This window comes from Anabaena sp. AL09 (genome assembly GCF_001672255.1).
Lineage (GTDB): Bacteria > Cyanobacteriota > Cyanobacteriia > Cyanobacteriales > Nostocaceae > Dolichospermum > Dolichospermum lemmermannii.
Genome location: NZ_LJOQ01000022.1, coordinates 26,399 through 29,724, shown reverse-complemented (window position 1 = coordinate 29,724; position 3,326 = coordinate 26,399). Strand labels below are relative to the sequence as shown.

Here is a 3,326-nt window from a genome sequence, read left to right as displayed (position 1 = left end):
GTAGTTGCCTTGAGCGTCTAGGAGGATAATTGACTATCCTTTTTAAGCAAGTCTTAAAGAATCTGCGTGTCTTTAGACCGCAGAGTGTCAAAGATTTTACATATGTCATAGATTACACAGATTAAATTCTCTTGGGGATCATGTAATCTGTGTAATCCTTTAATCCGTTTAATCCCTGATCAAGGATGGATTAACTATTTCTTTCGTGGGCATTTTGCCCGCTAATCATCAAGGACACCTAAAAACTTTTTGGATTTTTAGGTGTCAATTCCGGGGTTTTCAGCCTATTTTCTGATAACTCTACTTTAGGTAGTAGAAATATTTTTTGAGGTTGAGTAGTCTTAAATTTATTAATGCCTGAAAAACGTATATGTACCCTGGAGATAATTTCAGGGTATTTTTTTGTGTTTTTAACAATCACCTATTTTCGAGCAAAATGTTTTTCCATTATTTCTAAAATCATGGGTGCTGCAACACTACCACCACCACCACCGGAATGTTCAGCAAAGGCCACCACTAAAATTTCTGGCTTATCCGCAGGTGCATAAGCCCCAAACCAAGCGTGATTTTCTTTAACTCCTTTCCTCCAAGCTTCAGCCGTCCCACTCTTACCAGCTATAGGAGGAAGAGAGGGGACATTTAATACCTTACCTGTACCTTCACTAACCACCTTTCGTAATCCTTCACGCAAAATTTTGACAGTTGTGGGCTTGAGATTTAATGATTCTCTCCAGCTTCTAGCTTCTTCATTATCTTTCAACACATGGGGTTGGACGCGATAACCTCCATTAGCCGGGACAGCAAACATGACTGCGACTTGTAAAGGTGTAGCTTGTAAAGCACCTTGGCCAATGGACATATTCACAGTGTCACCGACACTCCAAGGTATCTTCCATGTTTTCTGTTTCCAATTTTCATCGGGAACTAAACCCTTGGACTCTTCTGTAGTAAATTCAAAGCCGGTTTTTTGACCAAATCCATATTTACGAGTCCATTCGATCAATGTTGGTCCACCGACTCGCTTACCAATTTGATAAAAGAAGGTATCGCTACTCCACTGCATCGCTCCTACAAAACCCAATGGTCCAAAACCAGCATGATTCCATTCACCAAAGGTAGTCCCACCAATAGTTAAAGAACCGTAGGTTTGTAATACCGTATCAGGAGAAAATTTACCTGATTCTAGTGCAGCGGTTGTGGTGACGATTTTAAAGGTACTGGCTGGAGGAAAGACACTAATAGCCCGATTAACTAAGGGATGTTCAGAACCTTGGACGGTTTCCCAATCTTTTTGAGAAAGTTTTTGTTTAGAAAAGATATTGGGGTCAAAGGTGGGATGAGATACCATGGCTAAGATAGCCCCATTTTTAGGGTCAATGGCGACTATTGCGCCATTGCGTTTACCTAAAGCTTTTTCTGCTGCCATTTGTATATCTAAATCTATGGTCAAGTGCAGATCATTACCAGCTTTTGCTTGTTTGCTCCCCAATATTCGTAGAGGTCTACCGCTACCATCTACTTCTATTTGCTGCCCTCCCCATTCACCTCTTAACAATTTTTCATACGCTTTTTCTACTCCCATTTGACCCATGACATCTCCTAATCTGTAGCCTTCAGCTTTCTTTTTTTCCAACTGTTTAGCGGTAACTTCACGGGTGTAGCCAAGTATATGAGCCAACTCTTGACCATGAGGATAATAACGCACAGCTTCAGTATTTATTTCTACTCCTGGTAGTTCATTTTCATACTCTTTTAAGGCTGTTACCTGTGCTTCGTTTAAATTGCGAGCGATGCGAATTAGTGAAGAATGATTAACAGCAGATTGTTCAAGTGTTTTCTCGATCTCTTCTGGGGAGGTGTCGAGAATTTTGGCTAGACGTGGACCAACTACCGGCCAGGAGGGTTTGGTATGTGCCATTGGCCATAAGTACACAGACCGGGGATAACGGGTGCTGGCTAATAATTTACCATTTCGGTCAAAAATATTACCTCTTTCTGGTTGTTTGGAAATAATCCGAATCCGATTAGATTCTGCGCGGATGCGGTGGTTTTTTCCTTCGATAATTTGTAAATATATTAATCTAGCGCCGATACCAGATAACATTAATAATGTGAATAAAATTACAAATGTGGATTGGACACCACGTCCAACTGTGCGTGTATTTTTTTTTATACTAAATAATGATGATAAGATAGCCATAGGAATTGGGGACTGGGGACTAGGGACACGGGCGAAGCATTTGGAGAACTATTTTTGGCAATGACCGATAATTTATCTTCCAAATGCTTCGCCCCTACTGACAACTGACAACTGACAAGATTATGGCTCAAACTGCGATACAGAATCAAAGAGGTTCAAAAACATTACAGCCACTTGATGTTGAATTGCGTAACGTATTTAAGTTTTTCAACCAAGAACCCGCAGTCCAGGGAGTGGATTTGGATGTTAGACAGGGAGAGTTCTTTAGTATTTTAGGTCCATCTGGTTGTGGAAAAACAACGACACTCCGCTTAATTGCTGGATTTGAAAGGGTGGATGCTGGGAAGTTACTCATTCAAGGTCAGTTAATGACTGATGTTCCTCCTTATCTGCGACCTGTGAATACTGTATTTCAAAGTTATGCTTTATTTAATCACTTGAATGTGTGGGAAAACATTGCTTTTGGATTGCGATTAAAAAAAATATCCAAATCGGAAATTGCTAGTCGCGTTACAGATGCTTTGAAACTAGTAAAAATGGAAAGTTTGCGATCGCGTGTTCCCAGTCAACTCTTCGGTGGTCAACAACAGCGGGTAGCCTTAGCAAGGGCTTTGGTTAATCGTCCCGCAGTCATTCTCCTCGATGAACCTTTGGGAGCATTAGACTTAAAACTTCGCAAGGAGATGCAAGTTGAGTTATCCAATCTTCACAAGGATTTAGGGTTAACTTTTGTGATGGTGACACATGATCAGGAAGAAGCACTGTGCTTATCTAATCGCATTGCGGTGATGAATCAAGGCAAATAGAACAAATTGGTACTCCTAGCCAAATTTACGAAGGTCCCCAAACAGCTTTTGTGGCTGACTTTATTGGTGATACTAATCTATTTAGTGGTGAAATTGTGGAAGTAGATGCAGAATCTGTAAAAATTTCTACTAAAACCGGATTAACCATTATTGTTGGTCGTGATGAACAAACTCCTCTAAAAATAGCTCAAAGTGTTGTTGTTAGTGTGCGTCCTGAAAAAATTCAACTTTCCGTTCTATAAAACTTACCCAAAATTACCAAAGTCTAGACACATCTGGACAGCGATAACCTTAGTGTTTACTTCCTGCTTCATCACGGT

General features: G+C 40.4%; 2 protein-coding genes and 1 pseudogene. 1 reads left to right on the top strand and 2 read right to left on the bottom strand.

The genetic code is table 11. The features are described from left to right. Window positions 1-421: 421 nt before the first annotated feature. Both mrdA and AN490_RS04205 read right to left on the bottom strand, forming a co-directional pair. Entirely contained in the window at window positions 422-2,200 is a 1,779-nt protein-coding gene (mrdA, locus tag AN490_RS04210) for a penicillin-binding protein 2 (protein ID WP_300000285.1), read from the bottom strand. Continuing rightward, window positions 2,170-2,304, bottom strand: a complete 135-nt coding sequence (locus tag AN490_RS04205; protein WP_300000283.1) for a hypothetical protein — start codon at window positions 2,302-2,304, stop codon at window positions 2,170-2,172. The genes mrdA and AN490_RS04205 overlap by 31 nt, the downstream gene beginning before the upstream one ends. 18 nt (window positions 2,305-2,322) lie before the next feature. Here AN490_RS04205 and AN490_RS04200 point away from each other — a divergent pair. After that, a pseudogene (locus AN490_RS04200) lies at window positions 2,323-3,239 on the top strand (spermidine/putrescine ABC transporter ATP-binding protein); the annotation flags it as partial. Window positions 3,240-3,326 lie beyond the last annotated feature (87 nt).